We start from the raw sequence: 19,542 nt of genomic DNA, 5'->3' as shown, positions 1-19,542 counted from the left end.
TGACAAATAGAGTTTGAATCTCTAGTTTTAAGGCTTTACAGCGCATGGCAAACGCTACGCTAGGCCATGCTTCTCTGCCCTTACTGCGCCTTAAAACTGATCTTGCTACGACATGAATCCTAGGTCGACATCTTGCTTGATCTACCCTGTAAGTTTTAAACAAATGGATTCCGTATCAAGTATGGAATGACAGTGGGGTGTGATTTGGGAAGCGTGGGGCGTGGGGCGTGAGACGTGAAGTGTGGGGTGTTGTCGGTTGTGGGGTGTTGTTGGTTGGAGAGATCCTGAACCAACACTTCGACTCAGCTCAGCATGACATATTCAGGATGACAGGATCTTGTTGAGCGTGAGGTGTAATCTATTTATACTACAAAGGTTGTTTGCCCCTACTAATATCAAATTTGCCTTCGCTGGAAATCGAAGATTCAATGTAGTCTATACTTGATTTGATTGGGGCAATAGGATTTTATTTTAATCTGTTCATTTTTATTCTTGCATGTCTATTGTTTTATTTAGAACTCATGATGTTCGTTTTTGTTCGTCCATGTCTATTGTTTTTTAAACTCATAATGTTCATTTTTTGCTTGACCAAAAAAGAACCAAAAAAGTCAAGTCAAAAAATAGGAAATTGCTAAAGCACCATGCGTTTTCGGAATTGCATGCTTGATGCTACGCATCGCAGTTTCATTCCTCCACTTATTATTTCTGATTTTTGACAGCCCTAATTTGGTAATGTGAGGCGTGAAACGTTGTGGATTATCGGTTGTAGGCTGTAAGTCTTAGGCTAATGGATTCCGCATCAGGTGCGGAATGACAGTGGGGTGGTGTTGGTTAGGGAGCCCCTAGGCCAACGCTTCGGTTAGACCTCAAACGATGTTTGCTCCTTTACTATCAAATGCTCAGTGTGACATATTCAGGATGACAGGAAATTATGAAACGTGATGTGAGACGATAAAGATGATCTCTCTATTGTACCGCAAACGGTGCTAGTTGCAATTCAATATAAATCCGCTCTTGTAAATGGAACGCCTTTATGAGAAAGATAGGATGAAGTTATCTGCTTCATCAATGTTAACATATCTTTTCATATAATTAACCTCCATTGCATTTACATTAATCCATACTTATCCATCTGTCATAATATTTCAAAATTAAACCCCTTAATTTAATTAAGGGGTTTATCATAGGCTACCAAGGAAACTCCTGCTTAGGGTTCGGTAATTTTAAATACTTGTATACTGCATTCGACAACATTGGTTTTGGGTAGAACCCTAATGATGCCAAATACTCATAGGCCGTTTTATAATCTCCCTTATAAGCATATGCGGAAGCTAAATACAACATCGACTCCTGTGTCGCTTTAAATTTCGCATTCTTCCTTGCAAAGTCTATAACCTTTTCGGCCTGCTTCATATCGACATCCTCCTGTAAAAAATATTTGCTTATGATTAAAGTATAATAATACTGTTTATAAAGAAATGGCATATCACTATACTTTTCAGTTAACTCAAACATTTTCTCGATACCTTTTGAATAGTTTTGCTCAAATAATAACTGCTCTAACTCAATAGACTCTAAAAAGACCTCTTTATATTCAAAGTTCATCTTTTTCATGTAAGCCATATGATTCTCTAAAGCCTCAGTATCATTTTTCATTCTGGCTACATAAGCGTTTCTTACCAAGCAGATATAAAGACGTTTCCATGCTTCAGGGTCATTATTAACCTCTACCATATAATACTTCCAATTATCGAGAAGAATATCGAAAAGCGGATTATCCTCTGCCTTACGCGTAAACATCACAAGGATGGCATAGGCTTCGATCGATTTTATTTCTTCCGCGGTAAGTCCTTCAAAAAACTCTACTGTTAAAGGAAATACCTTTTCAGGTTCCAGCTTATTCACATATCTCATGACATACTCGTTATACAATTTGAAATCGCGTTTTTGAGTATTCCATTTTTGCTCCGCCATTTTATAATCGGCCATAATATTACTCTTAAGCGCTTTATCAGATTGATTAAGTAATCCTAAAGGGTCTAAATAACCAGAATATTGATCTAACATATCCCCTTTTGAATCTAACCAAAATAGTGTTGGGAAAGCACTTGCTGAATATTTTTCAAAAAACGGACTTTCCGCTTCATTCTCGGCATCTAACTTAATTGCTATAAAATTTTCATTAAAGTATTTACCGACTGCCTCATCTGTAAACGTATTTTTAGACATTAGTTTACATGGGCCGCACCAGGTGGTATAAACATCTACGAAGATATTTTTATTTTCCGCCTTTGCTTTGCTCAATGCCTGTTCATAGGTTCCGTGAAAGAACTCAATGCCCTGAGCATTAACTATCATTCCTATTAACAACAGTAAATAGATTATTTTTGTTTTCTTAATCATTATATTTATTTAGTTTAATTTTTCGTCGAAGTCAATAATTCTATCGCCCAGACCAAACATGCTAGCAGATTCGGTAGCATTTAAACCACCTATAGTCCCAGCTTCCATGTATACGATTCCCGCCTGCCCTGAAGCTAGATTGCTATTGCGAACTGCTATTCTAAGCTCCGACACAAATGCACCATCTTTTCTGTAACGCACCATTTTTAACACATCGACAGCCATACCCTCGGCTTCAAAATCGCGGATAACAATTTCGGTTGGGTTTGCATCATTTGCATTTAAGGCATATAATTTTTTACCATCGCTGTACCACAATACACCTTTTAAGCCAACATCATCGGCTGCATAAACCGTAGCACCATATAAGCCCGGATAATCTCCGGCGGGTAATTCATATAACTCCTCCCCATGTAATTCCAAAGCTGGAGGCAGTACTTTAAAGCCATTTAAGAATTTCATCATAAAACGCTTAGACGGATCGTTAGCCCCCTCACAGATGGCATAATAATACAACCCACGATATCCTGTTGGCGTAATTCCTACTCCTTTATACAGCATTTTAACTCCCGTATTATTATAATCGAAACCAATTTTACTTCCTCCTGTAAACTGCGTTAATTCACCTTTATTGGCAGGTTCATGCTTTAAGAAACGACCATTTAAATTATCATACATAACTGGATAAGGGAAAGATTTCGAAAAATCATTCATGAAAAATGGAGCCAGATTATATTTACTTTCAATGGTGGCATCTGTTATTACTAATTCCGGTTTCCAATTCGGATCACCAGCATTCACAGCCCGATTATGTGCTTTTCCATTAACAATAAGATAATCGGTTAAATTAGCCGTGTAATAGTACGCAGTATTAAGCGTCGCAGCTGTTGGACTATTATAAAAAGCATCTCTGAACATCTTTTCCTTTTTGAATGTTATCGGATTCAATAAAACGCCACCATCTGCGTCATTTGAAAAAATGTAAACATTCTTTAAAGCCACTTTTAACGGTGATGGATTCACAAATTGAATTTTATTTGGGTTCGTCCCAAATGTTTCCCCTGGGTTAGCATTTGTAAATACATCAAATAAAACAGAACCATCCGGACGCACAAAGTTTACGTCGATATTTCCATTTGTTTCTGCTAAAAACATCATCCCTTGCGTTAGCTGTCCAAAAACCTCTGCAGACATTTTCTTTTTATAAACAATACCTGTATTCAAATCCTTAACACTATAAATAAGTGTATAGGCCTGACCAGGTGATGCACTAATAATAGCATTCATATTTTTTTCTCTGGAAATCGTATCGGCCACGAATTGCGTTGAAGCGGTATACATATACCAGCGATACTCCAAATCGTTTTCACTTTGACCAGATACAATAACTTCCGGTTCGATGGTCGCCGACTCCAGATAATTAAATTGATATGCCTCATCCAATCCTTTAATTTCTATCGCATTCAGGTCTTTAAAATCATGAACGGTATCGTCTGTCACACAACCAATAAGCAGCAGTGCAACCATAAGTGTATATAATATATTTTTCATTGTTTTTATTTAAAGGTTAAGCCATTTTTAAAATACTGACCATGGATAAATTCTATTGCCATTTTCGTCGTAAACTTCATTTTCAATAAAGTAAGTTACTGTCGCACGGCCCTGAGATTGCCAGTAGCCATAACCGTAACCAGCAGTAACCGATATAGCCTCACTTCTTAAATAAGGAAAATCGTGCCCCATAACAGTAATGGCCATATTATGTTTCACTTTGGAATATTCACCAAAATACAAATCCAGGAAATCATCCCAGTACGATGGTTTTATAATTTGATTTGTAATGTAAACCTTCAACTCTATTTTATCGGTATACCCTAAATTAAAATCGTTAGTTGGTAATAACTTCAAAGCAATAATACGATCTTCAGTTAACAGCGCAGGATCATCCTTATAAACCACCAACTCTAAATCTTCAGTAAATTTGTTGGCACTGAAGGTATATGTCTCATCAAGCGCTTTATAATGTATTCCCTCTTCAGCTGTGGTATTTTCCTGATCAATCATCACCTTAAAACTTCGATCCAGATCTGAAACATCTCCCATAATTTTAACAGGTATTTTAAGCGTATCTGAACTCGTTGTTTTACCTTTAAACGAGTAATAAACACTATCGGTCACATTAAAATATACTCCGTCTTTTTCATGATAAACAAACTCATCATTATCGCAACTGAACACCGCAGCCATGACCAAACCAAGTGTTATTATATTAAAAATTAGTTTTTTCATACTTTTCATTTTTTAAGCTTAAAACATAGATTAAAGGTTCCCAAATTCGATCTCTGAAGTTGGTATTGGAAATACATAAGAAGCTGAGTCAATCTCAACATCATCTAACAATCCAATAACATCAAAATTGTTTCGTTTGTAAAACCAGAACAGTTTTCCTTCACCTATAAATTCTTTTTTATACTCTTTGTATATTTCAGCATCCAGTTCCTCTCTTGTTACCCCAGTCTGCGCTTCAATACCTCGGCTTGCCGTAAACGTATTATAATAGTTTAATGCATTATCAAGATTAGCTTCTGCTTCGGCTGCAATTAAGTAGAGTTCACTTATTTTTAATAATGGTAGCGTGGTTGTGTTCGTATATTTCGCCAACGCTCGATCTCCTCCTTGCGATGGACCAAAAAACACATTTGCTCGTTGATCGATTGAACTCGCTCCATATGGTGTATAAATCGTTTCGATAATAGCTGCATCAATGGCAAGCCAGTCTCTTTGCTGACCGGAATAGGAAGCAGTAGAGAAATACAAATCCTGATATTCTACCAACTTAGAAACATTTAAACCAAAAATCGTTTCTGATTTTGCAGTGATATCATTAGGAATATTGGCAAAACTGAATAAGTCTACCGGAGACACAGAACCATCGGTTGTTCCAATTATTTCCTGTGCATAACCTAAAGCCTTTTCATTATCGCCTTCATAAATACTTACTAAAGATAATGTAGCCGTTGCTGCAAAATAATTCATTCTAAACTCACGATTCTCGAGCGCCCTTGGAACTAAATTATAATCAATAGTTTGATAATTTGGTCCGTAAGGGTCATTTTGCATCATTAAATCTCGTCCAAGCATTAAATCGTTTTTTATCTTACCTAGCACAGCATCAACCGATAATGCCTGTTGTGCTTCATTGGTGTATTTATCCATGTAAGGAATAGCAGGTTCATTAGCTCCTAGAACCGGAGCCTGGCCAAATAAACGCAGTAGATTAAAATGTAAATAAGCACGTAAGGCCATAGCTTCCCCTTTATACACCTCGTAAACTCCTTCAGAAAAATCAGCGGCATGATCGTCTATAAAAAGCAATATCGAATTTACATTAGCAATAGCCTGATAATGTTTAGACCAGATATTTGCAATGCGGTTTTCCTCCTTTAACTCATTGTAGTCGTAATCTACAGCGTTAATGAAATTATGATCAGAATTTGCTCTTACAGAAGGGTAATATTGCGCCAGAACATCTAAAAAAGAATAGGTCATATTATCACCATACAAAGCTTTTGTACTCATCAAGGTGTAAACCCCTAAAAATGCCTGATTAAAACCTGACTCATCTTGAAACAAATCTTCGGCCTTAACGTTAGATTTCGGAGATACATCGAAGTAATCACTACATGAATTTAACAGTAGTGTACATATTAATATTTGAAAGATTCTTATTTTCATTTAATTTTTTTTTTTAAAGTGAAACTTGCAGGTTGAACGAATAATAACGCGCAAAAGGATATGAAAGCCCTCGTTCTATGTTAGAGGTATTAACTCTAAATACATCGTTCGCTATCAAAGACATTCTTAATCTGTTAATTCCCCATTTATCAAGAATAGTATTATCAAAATTGTAAGACAGATTTAATGAAGACATTCTTAATTCATTATCCTTTTCAATAAATCTAGACGTTGGATATGTTTTACTGGTGTTACTAATCGCTTTAAAAAGCACTACATCACCAGGAGCTTTCCAACGGTCATACAATACTCTTTTATCGGCATTAGACCTTGGGTTTACATTTTCTACTTTGTCTACTAAAGTTTGGTTATAGGTATACCCCCCTAATCTGTATGAGAAATATGCTCCCAATTCAAAGTTTGAATATCTTAAGAAGGTTCCGAAGTTACCCTCAATATCCGGATCCTGAACCGCCATTGCTTTTTGGTCGGCAAAATTGTAATCGTTCGTTAAATTACCATTTCTATCAACGAAAATTTCATTCCCAGTTGCCGGATCGATCCCTTTAGATTCTACGGCCCAAATCGTGTTTATTGAACGTCCTTCCTCATACTTCACCAATGGTCTAGTTACCGGATTAGTAACATCGCCAGCTAATTCATCTTGTCTTTCGTTAAAGGCTGTTAAAGCTTCATTAATTTCCAACAGGCTATTTTTATTATGTAAAACATTTACAAAAACATCCCATTTTAATTTAGATTCTGCCGCATTTATTACAGCATATTTCATGCTTAATTCAATTCCTTTATTTCTAACTTTTCCTAAGTTTTCCGTGTAGGTAGGAAAACCAACAGATGGTGCCAAGGTTACATTGATTAGCTGATTTTTAGACACTTCATTGTAGTAATTAAAATTTCCCGTTAACTTATTGGAAAACAATGCAAAATCTAATCCTAAATTGAATTTATCGTTCTTCTGCCATTTTAAATCCGGGTTCCCTAAAGCTATAAGTAAAGCCCCCAGATCTCCATTGTAGGTTAAGCCGTCCAGAGCCGGATTATTATAATTATACATCATAAAAGACTGAAACGGATTGAATCGCGTCCCTCCGGTTTGACCATATGATGCTCTAACTTTTAACAGTTGTACAATGGTTTGATCTTGCAGGAAACTCTCCTTGTGTAAATTCCATCCAATACCGCCACTGAAGAAAGTTCCCCAACGATCGTTTGCTCCAAATAAAGAAGAGGCATCAGCTCTAACCGAAACATCGGCTACATAACGATTATCATAAGAATAATTCACGTTACCTACCAACCCTACAAGTCTTTGTAGCTGATAATCACCACCAGGACTACCACCAGTTTGATACTGGGTTCCCATACTAATGTGGTCTAAATTACTATTTGGGTAATTTTCACCAACAAAAGAATAAGAGTCTATTTTTGATTCAGAAATATTATAAATCCCTGTGGTGTTTAACAGGTGTTTTTCAGCGAATGTTTTGTTATAAGACAATACCAAGTTTCCATCGAATGAAACCGCATCCTCTCCTCCTTTTGTATATCGACCTTTAACAGATGAATTTGCAAAACTTGTATGATCTGCCGGTAAGAAATAATCTGAAGATCCTTTCTTTAAATTCAACCCGATACGACTCGTTAATCGAAGTGCATCATTTATATCCCATGAAAAAGAGAAATTATTTAAAAGGTTACTATACTCACTCTCATCTTTAATATTTAAAGTTGCATTGTATAAATAATTTGGCACCTGAGTTCCATCATTATAGGTATATAAGACCTCGTTTACATTACCATTTACGTCATACGGATAAAAATATGGGTTTTGATAGGTGTAGGTACTAAAATTACCGTATTTTGAATTTTTACTATTTACCTTATTAAACGATAAGGTATTCATAAATCTCAATTTATCTCTGTTGTGCTGCAGTTTAATAGAAATACCATTTCTATTTCTATTAGATCCTTTCATGGCACCAACTGTTTCATTATGGGTTAAGTTGAAAGCATACAGAAAATGATCGTCTCCGCCTTCAAGAAAAAGTGAATGCGAATTAGCCACTCCAAGTTCTCTTACAGGAATAGCAATCCAATCGGTATTTACACCTTTTTGAACCTGAGTTAAAAGTTCGTTATATTTTTCCTGATACTGCTCATTAACATTCACGTTAGGATGTGAATACAACCCTGCTAATCTTTCGTATTCCAGTTTTTCACTGGCATTCATTAAATTATAATCTGATAAATCGGCTGCCGTAAAATCGAGATTAGCATTATAGTAAATATTCAATTTTCCTGCTTTAGGCTTATTGGTTTCAATGACCACTACCCCATTTGCCGCTCTGGAACCATAAATTGCTGTTGCCGCAGCATCTCTAAGAACCGTAACATTTGCTACTCTATTCGGGTCCAAATCGAATATGATTTCAGCTGAAACTTCAAACCCATCTAGGATGAAAGTCGGCAGGTTAGGATTGTTTTGAAATTCAGAATTTAGATCGGTATTTATACTACTCCCCCCTCTAATTTCAAAATCAGGCAATCTGTTTGGATCACTACCAAAATCATTATTCTCTACCAATTTAAATGCAGGCACCGCTATTGATAGTGCTTTTAACACATTTTGACTGGATAAAGCCGTTAATTCTTTACCTGAAATAGTGGTTTGTGCACCTGTAAAACTTTCCGCTTTTCTTTCGTAGTAACCTGTAATTACAACTTCAGATAACTCAGAAACATCTGCATCTAAAACAACATTTAAAGCAGACTGGTCTTCCACTACAATTTCCTTTGAAGTATAACCGATGAAACTAAATACCAGAACATCATCTTTTGTGACCAACAGTTTAAACTTTCCGTCCATATCGGTCACCGTTCCGCTACTTTTCCCCTTAAGTAAAACATTAACCCCCATTAAAGGCATGCCTTCCTTATCTGAAACTGTACCAAACACACGAAATTGTTTTTCCTGAGCATCTAATATATCTTTAATAAGAATGGTATTATTTTCAGTTAATTCGTAAACGTAGTCATTATTTGTTAGAAACTGCCCAAGCAAATCCTTAACCGGAATTTCGCCTTTTTTCACATATACCTTCGGGGCATTGTTAAATAAATCTTCCTGATAAATAAACCTGTAATCTGTTTGATTTCTAATTAGTTTAAAAACCTCATCAACAGTTAAAGACTCACTAGCTTCAATTTTAATTTTTGCATTCTGAGAAATTAATTTCGCAGGATTAATTGCAAAGGAGCTAATGCATAATAAAAATGTGAGTAGCCTCATAATATTAATTAGCTGTTTTTTCCTCCAATGAGGAAATAAGTTAGTTTGTTTTTTTTCCATAAATTTGTTTTGGATTAGTTTGATTTTAAATTAATTCATTAAATATCAGGGGCGAAGATCGATTCCGGCAAGTTTCTTATCTTCGCTCCCTTTTTTATTTTAAAATGAGTGTTTTATCATATATTTCGTATGTATTTATAAATCCTAGATCTTTTATATTTTCAACAATTTCTTCTATATTTTGTTTTTTATCTAATACTCCATTAAAACGCGTATTTTCAATATCATCATTTTCAAATTCAACTTCCATATCATACCATCTGGCAAGTACTTTCATGATTTCTTTTAAAGGCTTGTGTTCGAAACTATAAATATTATCTCTCCAGGATATTTCGTTATAAACGTCTACACTATTAACCACCAAATCCTGATTTATCTTATTAAACGTTGCCATTTGGTTAGGTTCTAAAATTTCTTCTCGATCCTGAGATAATAATGCGATGCTACCTTCCACTAATGTTGTAAAAACTTTATCTTCATCGTAATACGCTTTAATATTAAACTCGGTTCCAAGTACTTTCACTTCCTGCTGCGGCGCAATAACTTTAAAAGCAGCCCCATCATGATTTGAGCTTGAAGACACATCAAAATAGGCTTCTCCATAAACAAGCTGTACTTCTCTTGTTTGGCCCTTAACAAAACTTGTCGGGTATTTTAGCTGACTGTCTGAGTTTAACCAAACCCTGGTTCCATCGGATAAAGCCACCTGAAACTCACCTCCTCTTGGAATTGTTAAGTAGTTATAAGTTGTAGCTGCTTCAGCTGATGCATCCTCTTTATAAATTAACGCCTCGCCGTTGCTGGTTAAATTCAGTGATTCGTAATTTTCAACTTCATCAAGACTTATACTGGTGCCATCCTGTAAGGTTAAAATAGCTTTGTTGCTTATTGGTTTTATATTGTTATTAACAATGACAGGTTGTGGTATTTGGTCTTCGGTATTTACAAAAGCAAAATATCCAATGGAAAGAAACACTAAAACAACGGCAGCATATTTAACTATGTTTTGTACCCTTGCTGAGTTCAAGAAACGTACTTTATCGGTTTTGTTAATCTTATTCCAAACTTCATCGTAAGCGCTCTGTTCATCTAAAGTTTCAAGCAATGTTGTTAAATCATAGTCATCGCGCACATATTGTTTAAATATGTTATAGTTCCTTTGGTCTTTTAACCAGATGCGCAACTCTTCTTTCTCAGAATCAGAAATGGAATGCGATAAAAATTTGTGTATTAATTTTTTCAACTTTTTTTAATGTTATATTTACACTCCAGACGTATTCAGTTTTTAAATACCCTTAAAAGAATTTTATTTTTTTTGAAAATAATCTTTATTTAATCTCTATTTAAAGCTATTATTGTCTCTACTTTAAGATATTTATTGCGTTTACAGCTATTTTCTTATAAAGATTTGTTTTTTAGAATTAACTCGAAATAATAACACAGATTGAATAAAAAGAGTCAGTAATAATGGAGGATTTAGCGTTAATAGAAGCTATTGCAAATGACGATCGTCATGCCTTTAACTCGTTATTTTCAAAATACTACCACCCTTTAGTTGTTTACATAACAACCTTTACTCGCGATGTGCCGTCTTCTGAAGACATTGTGCAACAAGTCTTTATTTCGCTTTGGGAAAAAAGACACAAGCTGGAAGGCTTAAAATCTGTAAAACCTTATTTATATAAAATCGCCTACAATACATTTATTGACCAATACCGAAAAACCAAAAATCAAGATTTATTTTTGGAAGAATTACGTCAGGATATTTTAAGAGCAGCTATAACTGAAAACAAAGACCAGCAAGAACGTCGGATTTTAAAACTAAAAAAACTCATTAATACATTGCCTCCAAAATGTAAAGAAATTTTAGAACTCAATAAACTTAGAGGCTTAAATTATAAAGAAATAGCTAAAAAACTAAATGTTTCTGAAAAGACCATAGAAGCCCAAATGCGTATCGCCTTCAAAAAAATCAGATTAGGATTTGAAGACGATAAATTATTATTACCGATTATTTTCAGAAAATTCTCCAAGAAAATCAAGCTTCAATTAGTTTATAAATTCAACAAATAGATTGTCTTGATTTTAATCTAAGATATACCCACCATTAAGGTCTTGTTTAAGTTTTCAGTTTCCAAATCTACAACACTCAAAAAATCAATGACCTTTTTCTTTTATATTATAACACGCAAAATAATAATTGACCTCCTCCCAATAAACTGTTCGTTTTTTTTCGGGGAAGTTTACAATACGAGAAATCTTTGAGACGTGAGGTGTGAGGTGTGAGGCTTTGTCTGTTATCGGTTGTGGGTTGTGGGTCTTAGATAGATAGATTCCGCATCAGGTACTGAATGACAGTGGGGTGTGATTTGGGAAGCGTGGAGCGTGAGACGTGAGATGTTAAGTCGTAGTTTACTGTTGCTGTTTTAAACAGATGGATTTACTTTTTTAGCTCACTAATCTATATTTTAATTTAGGGTGTTCATGAATCTCCTACGTCGATTTTCATCGCTAAAAAAAGTAACAAAAAAATCTAGACTTATGATTCTTTTCTTGAATCTCTAGTTTTAAACAAATGGATTCCACATCAGATGCGGAATGACAGTGGAGTGTGACCCTTCGACTGCGCTCAGGGTGACAATCGAATAAAGCATCGCTTCACTTAATGCATGAACTCTCCTAACAACACTCATTTATTTTTCTAAAACCGCTACAAATCCTCCTCTTGGAAGACATTCCACATTTAAAACACTGCCTTTTTTAACTTTCAAAACGACAACCTCAAATGACTTATCATCTTCACCATCTTTAATGAGCTTTATGTTATACTTACCCTTATCCAGAAAATTAAAATTAATTTGTAATGTTTGTTTTTCATCCTTTCCATTAATGCCTCCCAGATACCATTGGTTTCCTTTTTTGCGTGCTATGATAACGTTCTCTCCAGGATATCCCTCTACCAGTTTTGTATTATCCCAGGCAACCGGTACATTTTTCAGAAATTCCTTTGGCTCCTGTGGCAAATCATAATACGCCTGAGGTCTATCAGCAAAATGTTGAAAACCGGATTCAAAAACTACTGACAACGCTAATTCATGAGCATAAGATGTGATATGAGGATGCTGGGAATCGGAAAAAGTTACGGGTGTATAATCCATCGAACCAATAACATTTCTAGTGAATGGCAATGTTGCATTATGCACGGCAGCCTTGCTGGTCAGTACTGATTTATTGTTATACCATTCAGCTCCATAAACCGCCTCGGTAGTCATTACATTTGGATACGTACGCGCCCACCCTCTGGGCACCGTTGCGCCGTGAAAGTTTACCATTATCTGGTATTTTGCAGCATCCTTTAAAATATCGATATAATATTTCATCATATCCTGCTGATCTCCATTAAAAAAATCAACTTTAATACCATAAACCCCAATGTCTTTAAGCCAAGCTAATTCCTTATTTCTTTTTTCAGATGTTAACATACGGTCAACCGGAGTTGGCTCCAGCCATTCAGTACCTGAGTTATACCACATTAAAGGTTTGATGCCTTTACTATTGGCATCATTAACAGCAGCAACGATATCGCCACCATTTGTCATAACATCCCATTCCCAATCAATAAGCACATAAGGCCATTTCATTTCAACAGCTAAATCTGTGTATTCTACAACTTTTTGATAATCTTTAGACCCATGATTAAAAGCCCAATATATCCATGACACAGCACCTGGTTTAATCCAACTTGTTTCTTTTATTTTTACGGGTTCACTAACATCTGTAATTAAGGTAGATTCAACGACATCCGACAATTGCCCAATATTTAAGGCATGCCATTGGGAAGTCCACGGTAACGTGGTTTTCACCCCTTCCTGCTTAAAATCATTTCTAGCCGGAGGATAGGTTACTTTGTACTGATTTGGGTTTTTAATGTTTGTTAATCTGGCCGCACAATTATTTTCAGTAATATTTGCCTCTGACAGTAATACCCAAACCGGATTATTGTTGTTTATTTTAAACAGTGCCGGAAAGCCCCAAACTTGTTTATTATCTTCACCCTTTCCTGTATCTGAAAAAGGAAAAAAATCTTCATATGAATTATGGAATGGTTGTACCCAACGGTGGGTTGATTCAGGAATGGTATACGTGGTAGTTTCGTCGATAATCTCAGTTAATGCATCTGACTTTTCTGTAAATTCATAACGAAAAGCAACTCCATCATTATAAACTCTAAAAACAATATTCATTGGTTTATTGTTAGCATTTACATATTTAAACACCTTTTCATTAGCTAAATTTTCACACCATTTTCTTTTCCCAGAAATCATTTCATACTTCTCGTTTACTGGTTCAGACTCTGATTCTCCGACACATCTTAAATTACCCGAAAATTGCTGATCCTTACGCAAAATCCCTAAAGGTGAATTTGGTATAACTTCAGTATATCCGGATTTATTTTTATACAGAACTTTGAAATATACCTCTCCCAATACTTTTGCTCCAGCCTGATGCTCTACAATTACTTTAATCTTTTTATTTGGTGATACCATCTCCTGGGCATGTATTGAACATATTGCCAATATAAACAGAGATACTAACAGAAGGCTATATTTCATTTTGTTTGGGTATTTGTGTTATTAAAAAGTCATCTAAAATCCATTTGCATCAGGATATTATTTCCAGTGCACTGGCATAGGAGGCTTTTGGTTTAGCAGCAGGAAAGTATACTTCAAGAGCATCTGCATGTTGTTTAAATTTCAATTTTTCGCCTGTACTTACCAAGCTAATTTGTCTTATTTTTTTGGTGTAATACGGTGATGATTTCCCTAAACTTTTTATCACAGCTCTTCCATTTTCAGGCCAGTCCATAACAGTCGCATACAGTATTTTATCCTTTTGAGCAAAACGAATATCTGCCGCTGTATAAGGCTTTCCTTTGCCTTCGTTGAATCCCTGAGCAGTCAGTGCGCCGGCACTTTCTTGTTGCGGCCCTTCACCGAAAATTTTCCAGGGCCGTGTTCCGTATATACTCTTACCGTTCAGTGTCATCCAAACCCCAATTTCGGTAACAATTTCGCGTTCCAATTCATCAATAGTACCATCGCCACGAACAGGAATATTAAGCATCAAATTTCCATTTTTACTCACCACATCAATTAAAGTATGAATGACTGTTTTAGCCGATTTATAGTGTTTGCGATTATAAACTCCTCTATCGTAATGCCAATTTCCAATGCAGGTATCGGTTTGCCAGGGCAAGGGTTCTATGCTATTACTTTGGCCTCTTTCCACATCCCATACCATGGCTTTGCGTTGTTGCTCATCTAAAATTTTACCAGTTACCACGGTTTGCACGGTTTTGTGTTTCTGAAGGCTTTTATTGTATAAATAGGCTGCAATTCGCAGACCAGCATCACTAATCGGCCAAAATGGTAATGCCGTATCATCAAAATACACCATATCGGGATTGTATTTATCAATTAAATCAACCGTTCTATTGTAAAATTTTTCTATGTATTCCTGAGATGGTAATGACGCGCCATCTCCCCAATTCCACTGACTATGCACAGATGAATTTCCTGAAGGATTTTCACTTAGCGGATGATTTTGCGCATATAATTCCTGAGGGGCTAAACCCTCCCACCAGGTTCCCTTTCCATCCGCCTTAGTTAACTTTCCGTCGTAAGGCACACCTGCCAAAGCCCCGTTTTTATCGGCTCCCTGTGACGTATCAAACCAATTCCAGGCATGAGCCGCATGCACACTAACCGCAAATGGGAGTCCCGCTTTTCGGGCCGCCTTTTCCCAACCTGCAATAATATCTTTCTCAGGCCCGAGCTTAGTCGAATTCCAATTAGGCTGGTACTTACTATCATATAAATCCAGATTATCATGATGGTTGGCCATGGCCATAAAATATTTAGCACCGGCATCTTTATATAAATTCACCAACGCCTCCGGATTCCAGTTGTCGGCCTTCCATACCTTGATAATATCTTTAAAACCGAATTTAGAAGGATGTCCGTATTTTTCAACATGATATTTATACTGCCATGAGCCTTCCTCATACATTCCGCGTCCATACCAATCGCCTGCTTCGGGTTCACATTGCGGTCCCCAATGCGCCCACATTCCAAATTTAGCATCTCGAAACCAATCCGGAACTATATATTTTTCAAGGGAATCCCAACTAGGTTCAAAAGGTCCATTAGCCCTAATCGCTGCATTGCATATTTTATATTGCCCCCATATCGGTGACACATATAGTCCGGCTAATGCCGAAGCACCTAGTTTTAAAGCATTTCTTCTGTTCATTTGAAATTAGTTTAAAATTTATATTATGTATTTCCGACTTTGTACATCCATCTAAAAGTGTCACCCCATTTCGTTTTTATTGCTTGTTAAATAGGTTTTGTTGTGATTTTTATTTAAATACTTATCTTTAAAATACTATAAATTGTTTTTCTTACTGATTGTTTTGTAATGGCTTAAAACAAATGTAGTCTGACTTCGGATTATTTTTTTTATACAAATCCGATTTTTTTTTACACAAAACCGATTTTTATTCAAAGAAATGGCCCGAAATTCTTTTAAATATTCTTTTTCGTTATTACATATTGATTATGTTAAGCTTAATCATAATTGGAATTTTAATCATGTTATTAGTCCCTATTATCGTTTATATTATATAGATGCCGGTAAGGGTGAGGTCTCTGATAGTTTTGGGCGAATTACATTGGAACCCGGCTATTTATATCTGATTCCGAGTTTTACAATCTGCAATCTGCATTGCGATGATTTTTTAAGTCAGTATTTTATTCAATTTTTTGAAGAGTCTGCTGAAGGCATTTCTTTGTTTAGTCTGAATAGAAATGTGATAAAACTGCCTGCCAATGACATGGACGTCTACCTTATTAAAAGGATGCTTGACATTAATCCCGGTCGCGGTATAAACAGGTCTGATAACCCTAAAGTGTATGAAAAAGAGGCTTATTACAAAGAATATAAGTCGCTTAATGAGCGCATGAAACTTCATCAGGCGTTTGAAAACCAAGGCATCCTTTTTCAATTGATTTCCAGGTTTTTGAGTGATTCCAATTTTAAACACAAGAAACACCAAAAAATGCCTTCGAAAATCCTGGATAGTATGAGTTATATTCAAATGCATTTAAACCAAAATCTCACTGTTGCTGGTTTAGCAAAACGGGTCAACCAAAATCAGGATTATTTTTCGAAACAATTTTTCACACATACCGGACAAAGGCCCTTAAATTACATCCATCACAAACGAATAGAACGGGCTCAGAATCTCATTGTAACAACAGATAAAACTTTTCTGGAAATTGCCATAGATACCGGTTTTTCCAATTTACCCCATTTTTCTAAAATTTTCAAACAGATTGTAAGTTTAACACCGGGCGAATATAGAAGAGAACATGTGTTATTGCGATGACTTCAATTGGTATGATGAGCTAAAAATGTCCTCATTCAAGAAGGTTCGCATATAGAAAGGCCAGCATGTAAGGCCGGTCCTTTGATGATCCTCCGCTTCTGTACTCGGCTTTCCTTTGTAAACCGTTATTTACTTGCGATTGTGTTAACACTACAGGATGAAGTACTGTTGGTTTAGTATCGGTTTGAAGGGCACTACTGCTGGTTTAAACAGATGGATTTACTTCTTTAGTCTCCTTAGTTTTTTAGCTCACTAATCTATATTTTAATTTTTGGTGTTCATGAATCTCCTTACTTTTTTAGTTCACTAATCTATAATTTTAATTTAAGGGTTCTTGAAGCCCCTTACTTTTTTATTCACTAATCTATATTTTAATTTAGGGTGTTCATGAATCGCCTTACTTTTTTGCATTGCCCAAAAAAGTAACAAAAAAGTCTAGACTTATGTTTCCTTTCTTGAATCTCTAGCTTTAAGGCTTTACAGCGCATGGCAAACGCTTCGCTAGGCCATGCTTCTCTGCCCTTGCTGCGAAATGAATCCTAGGTCAAAGTATTGTTTGATGTAACATGTGAGTTTTAAACAAATGGATTCCGCATCAGGTACGGAATGACAATGGGTTGTGAAGCGTGAAACGTGAGGTGTCAGTTGTTCAGTCCCTTCTTGTAGTAATCATGCCCCTTTTTCGATTTGACGGTAAACGGTTTTACTCCTCTTAATATCAAATCTACCTACGCAGGAAATCGAAGATTCAATTTAGCCAACACTTGATTTGATTGGAGCAAGGGGTTTTATTTTAACGTGTTCATTTTGATTCGTATATGTCTATTGGCTTATTTAGAATGCAAGATGTTCGTTTTTGTTCGTCCATGTCTATTGTTTTATTTAGAACTCATGATGTTCTCTTTTTGCTTGACCAAAAAAGAACCAAAAAAGTCAAGTCAAAAAATAGGAAATTGCTAAAGCACCATGCGTTTTCGGAATTGCATGCTTGATGCTACGCATCGCAGTTTCATTCCTCCACTTATTATTTCTGATTTTTGACAGGCTTGGTTTGGTAATGTGAAACGTAAAACGTGAGTTGTAAGACGTTAGTTGTGGGTTGTCTAAAAATAAAAATAAAACTTTTAACTAAATATTACTGTCCGCGAAAGAAAATGACGGTGGTTAAGGTTTTTATCATGATGTTGAGATCCAGAAACAAGCTCCGGTGTTTGATGTAGTACAGATCGTATTGCAGCTTGAGTAAACTATCATCTATAGATGAGCCGTATCGTGTTTTTACCTGCGCCCAACCGGTAACGCCGGGTTTTATCATGTGGCGGGTTTCGTAAAAGGGCAGGACCTCCGATAATTGCTTAACAAAAAACGGACGCTCTGGTCTTGGGCCTATCAAACTCATGTCGCCCAACAGCACATTGATAAACTGCGGAATTTCATCTAATCTGGAATGTCTTAGAAAGCGTCCGAATGGTGTGATACGCCCATCATTTTTAACTGCCCAAACCGCTCCTGAATCTTCCGCGTTTTTTATCATGGTCCGGTATTTTATCATTTTAAAGACCCTGCCGTTCATGCCCACACGTTCCTGGGTATAAAACAAGGGGCCGCGGTTTCCAATAAGGTTTCCTAACACAATACAAGGCAGAAACACCAGACTCAACAGCATTCCAACCACAGCAATCACGATATCGAACACCCGCTGGAAAAATCGGTATAACCGGTTTTTATTATTTCGACTAAACGGAAAGTATTTATAAAAATCCTTACCCACAAACTGTACCGGTACCCTATAGGTCATATCCTCAAACACCTGGGTATACTCCCTTACCGGGAGTCCGGATTCCAGTAACGTAATTAAGGTCTGATACACATCGGGCGTAATGGTATCGGGTTTATAATTGACCACGACAATTTCCATGATTCCCTCGCGTTTCACCACCTCCAGGATCTCATGCGTCTGATACTCCTGCACCTCCTCCAGGGTTAACGAGGGTACGCGATCGGATTCGCAGTTGACAAAGCCTGAAATCTTATAATTCGGATCGGATTGTTTAAAAATATCGATCATGGCCTGCAGATTTGAAGTTTCCCCAACCACCAGGACCTTTTTAAAAAACCGGGGCGATACAATAAACGTGAGATACACATAGCGCCATAGTAACAAGGCAAAGAGTATGGCACAGTAAAAGTACAGAATCTGCAAACGGTTCCCGGGAAGTTCGGGCGTAAAAAAGGGGGTTAAAAAATAGAATAATACCGTTGTGGATACTGTAAACACAATACTGGTAAAAATTTTATCCAGTTTACTGGACTTCTGTAAATCGTAAAGTTCAAAAATGGTACCGAAAATACTTAGGTACAGTATGAGGACCAAAACCCAGCGCCAGCGTTCCTTAGATATTGTAAAATAGTCGAAGCTGAAACTACTACTCACAAAACAAAGTACAATTAACACCACGAGCACATCGACCAGACGCAATAAGACCTTGCGTTCTGAAATGTTAAAATGTACTCCCTCTTTGAACATTTTTATGCAACAATTGATTTGAGATGCTGTAAATATAGAAAGTTTATTGTATCAAAA

At 36.3% G+C, this 19,542-nt stretch carries 11 protein-coding genes; 2 read left to right on the top strand and 9 right to left on the bottom strand.

Annotated elements, in window-relative coordinates; translation table 11 throughout:
* Positions 1–1,188: 1,188 nt before the first annotated feature.
* The 6 genes from ICJ84_RS16400 to ICJ84_RS16375 all read right to left on the bottom strand — a co-directional run bounded on the left by ICJ84_RS16400 (position 1,189) and on the right by ICJ84_RS16375 (position 10,751).
* Positions 1,189–2,403 (bottom strand): thioredoxin family protein, encoded by a 1,215-nt coding sequence (locus tag ICJ84_RS16400; protein ID WP_188217508.1) that lies wholly within the window; start codon positions 2,401–2,403, stop codon positions 1,189–1,191.
* Between the two features lie 9 nt (positions 2,404–2,412).
* Complete coding sequence (locus ICJ84_RS16395) at positions 2,413–3,954, bottom strand: PKD-like family lipoprotein (protein WP_188217507.1); 1,542 nt, start codon at positions 3,952–3,954, stop codon at positions 2,413–2,415.
* A gap of 27 nt (positions 3,955–3,981) precedes the next feature.
* Positions 3,982–4,692 (bottom strand): DUF4843 domain-containing protein, encoded by a 711-nt coding sequence (locus ICJ84_RS16390; RefSeq protein ID WP_188217506.1) that lies wholly within the window; start codon positions 4,690–4,692, stop codon positions 3,982–3,984.
* A 30-nt stretch (positions 4,693–4,722) separates the two neighbouring features.
* A complete protein-coding gene (locus ICJ84_RS16385) occupies positions 4,723–6,138 on the bottom strand; it encodes a RagB/SusD family nutrient uptake outer membrane protein (protein ID WP_188217505.1) in 1,416 nt (471 codons plus the stop codon).
* Between the two features lie 13 nt (positions 6,139–6,151).
* Positions 6,152–9,448: a SusC/RagA family TonB-linked outer membrane protein gene (locus ICJ84_RS16380; RefSeq protein WP_206688712.1), complete on the bottom strand. Its 3,297-nt coding sequence runs from the start codon at positions 9,446–9,448 to the stop codon at positions 6,152–6,154.
* Positions 9,449–9,602: 154 nt separating this feature from the next.
* Positions 9,603–10,751: a FecR family protein gene (locus ICJ84_RS16375; protein WP_188217504.1), complete on the bottom strand. Its 1,149-nt coding sequence runs from the start codon at positions 10,749–10,751 to the stop codon at positions 9,603–9,605.
* Positions 10,752–10,975: 224 nt separating this feature from the next.
* Between ICJ84_RS16375 and ICJ84_RS16370 the strand changes: the two genes are divergently transcribed.
* Positions 10,976–11,581: an RNA polymerase sigma factor gene (locus tag ICJ84_RS16370; protein ID WP_188217503.1), complete on the top strand. Its 606-nt coding sequence runs from the start codon at positions 10,976–10,978 to the stop codon at positions 11,579–11,581.
* Between the two features lie 620 nt (positions 11,582–12,201).
* Here ICJ84_RS16370 and ICJ84_RS16365 read toward each other — a convergent pair.
* Both ICJ84_RS16365 and ICJ84_RS16360 read right to left on the bottom strand, forming a co-directional pair.
* Positions 12,202–14,121, bottom strand: a complete 1,920-nt coding sequence (locus ICJ84_RS16365) for a glycoside hydrolase family 97 protein (RefSeq protein WP_188217502.1) — start codon at positions 14,119–14,121, stop codon at positions 12,202–12,204.
* Positions 14,122–14,170: 49 nt separating this feature from the next.
* Positions 14,171–15,820 (bottom strand): alpha-L-fucosidase, encoded by a 1,650-nt coding sequence (locus ICJ84_RS16360; RefSeq protein ID WP_188217501.1) that lies wholly within the window; start codon positions 15,818–15,820, stop codon positions 14,171–14,173.
* Between the two features lie 259 nt (positions 15,821–16,079).
* On the opposite strand from ICJ84_RS16360, the gene ICJ84_RS16355 reads away from it, so the two are divergent.
* Complete coding sequence (locus ICJ84_RS16355; protein WP_188217500.1) at positions 16,080–16,958, top strand: helix-turn-helix domain-containing protein; 879 nt, start codon at positions 16,080–16,082, stop codon at positions 16,956–16,958.
* Positions 16,959–18,093: 1,135 nt separating this feature from the next.
* On the opposite strand, the gene ICJ84_RS16350 is transcribed toward ICJ84_RS16355, so the two are convergent.
* Positions 18,094–19,485, bottom strand: coding sequence for a sugar transferase (locus ICJ84_RS16350; protein ID WP_188217499.1), 1,392 nt, complete (start codon positions 19,483–19,485; stop codon positions 18,094–18,096).
* Positions 19,486–19,542 lie beyond the last annotated feature (57 nt).

Origin of the sequence: Aestuariibaculum suncheonense (genome assembly GCF_014596935.1) — a bacterium.
In the GTDB taxonomy this organism is placed as follows: Bacteria; Bacteroidota; Bacteroidia; order Flavobacteriales; family Flavobacteriaceae; genus Aestuariibaculum; species Aestuariibaculum suncheonense.
The sequence above is the reverse complement of the archived record's forward strand: the minus strand, read 5'-3'. Positions and strand labels throughout refer to the sequence as shown.

What these genes read in the sequence shown, in the direction of transcription:
- ICJ84_RS16395 (WP_188217507.1), bottom strand. Translation starts at nt 3,954, where the DNA reads ATGAAAAATATATTATATACACTTATGGTTGCACTGCTGCTTATTGGT.
- ICJ84_RS16360 (WP_188217501.1), bottom strand. Translation starts at nt 15,820, where the DNA reads ATGAACAGAAGAAATGCTTTAAAACTAGGTGCTTCGGCATTAGCCGGA.
- ICJ84_RS16385 (WP_188217505.1), bottom strand. Translation starts at nt 6,138, where the DNA reads ATGAAAATAAGAATCTTTCAAATATTAATATGTACACTACTGTTAAAT.
- ICJ84_RS16400 (WP_188217508.1), bottom strand. Translation starts at nt 2,403, where the DNA reads ATGATTAAGAAAACAAAAATAATCTATTTACTGTTGTTAATAGGAATG.
- ICJ84_RS16390 (WP_188217506.1), bottom strand. Translation starts at nt 4,692, where the DNA reads ATGAAAAAACTAATTTTTAATATAATAACACTTGGTTTGGTCATGGCT.
- ICJ84_RS16365 (WP_188217502.1), bottom strand. Translation starts at nt 14,121, where the DNA reads ATGAAATATAGCCTTCTGTTAGTATCTCTGTTTATATTGGCAATATGT.
- ICJ84_RS16350 (WP_188217499.1), bottom strand. Translation starts at nt 19,485, where the DNA reads ATGTTCAAAGAGGGAGTACATTTTAACATTTCAGAACGCAAGGTCTTA.
- ICJ84_RS16355 (WP_188217500.1), top strand. Translation starts at nt 16,080, where the DNA reads ATGGCCCGAAATTCTTTTAAATATTCTTTTTCGTTATTACATATTGAT.
- ICJ84_RS16380 (WP_206688712.1), bottom strand. Translation starts at nt 9,448, where the DNA reads ATGAGGCTACTCACATTTTTATTATGCATTAGCTCCTTTGCAATTAAT.
- ICJ84_RS16370 (WP_188217503.1), top strand. Translation starts at nt 10,976, where the DNA reads ATGGAGGATTTAGCGTTAATAGAAGCTATTGCAAATGACGATCGTCAT.